This is a genomic window from Streptomyces sp. WM6386, from assembly GCF_000972385.1.
Taxonomy (GTDB): Bacteria; Actinomycetota; Actinomycetes; order Streptomycetales; family Streptomycetaceae; genus Streptomyces.
Genome location: NZ_JXTE01000804.1, coordinates 1 through 309 on the forward strand (window position 1 = coordinate 1; position 309 = coordinate 309).

At 68.6% G+C, this 309-nt stretch carries 1 protein-coding gene; it reads right to left on the bottom strand.

Annotation, left to right across the window (positions count from 1 at the left end; genetic code table 11):
• Positions 1 to 54: 54 nt before the first annotated feature.
• Positions 55 to 309 (bottom strand): hypothetical protein (locus TN53_RS43745; RefSeq protein ID WP_159038315.1); only part of this gene is annotated, 255 nt, incomplete at its 5' end.

Sequence of the window (309 nt, forward strand, 5' to 3'; positions counted from 1 at the left end):
CACCTGCGGCGACAGCAGTTTCGTCACCCTGCGGGCGTCGATGGCCCCGTTCTCTCAACCCTGCGGACGAACGCGGAACCGGCTGCGGACCCTCATGAGCGCGATCCATCCGGACACCATCACCAATCCGCCCACCGCGGGCCAGAAGCCGCCCGCGAGGATACCGAAACCTGCCACGGATACGCCGCACATGGCGACGGCCGCGGCCGCTGACTCCGCCCGCAGTTGTGGAGCTGGGCGCTTGCTCGCCGAGGGCTTGACCAGTTGGCGGCCGAGGAAGACCTGCACCGTGTTGATCGCTGCCAGCAG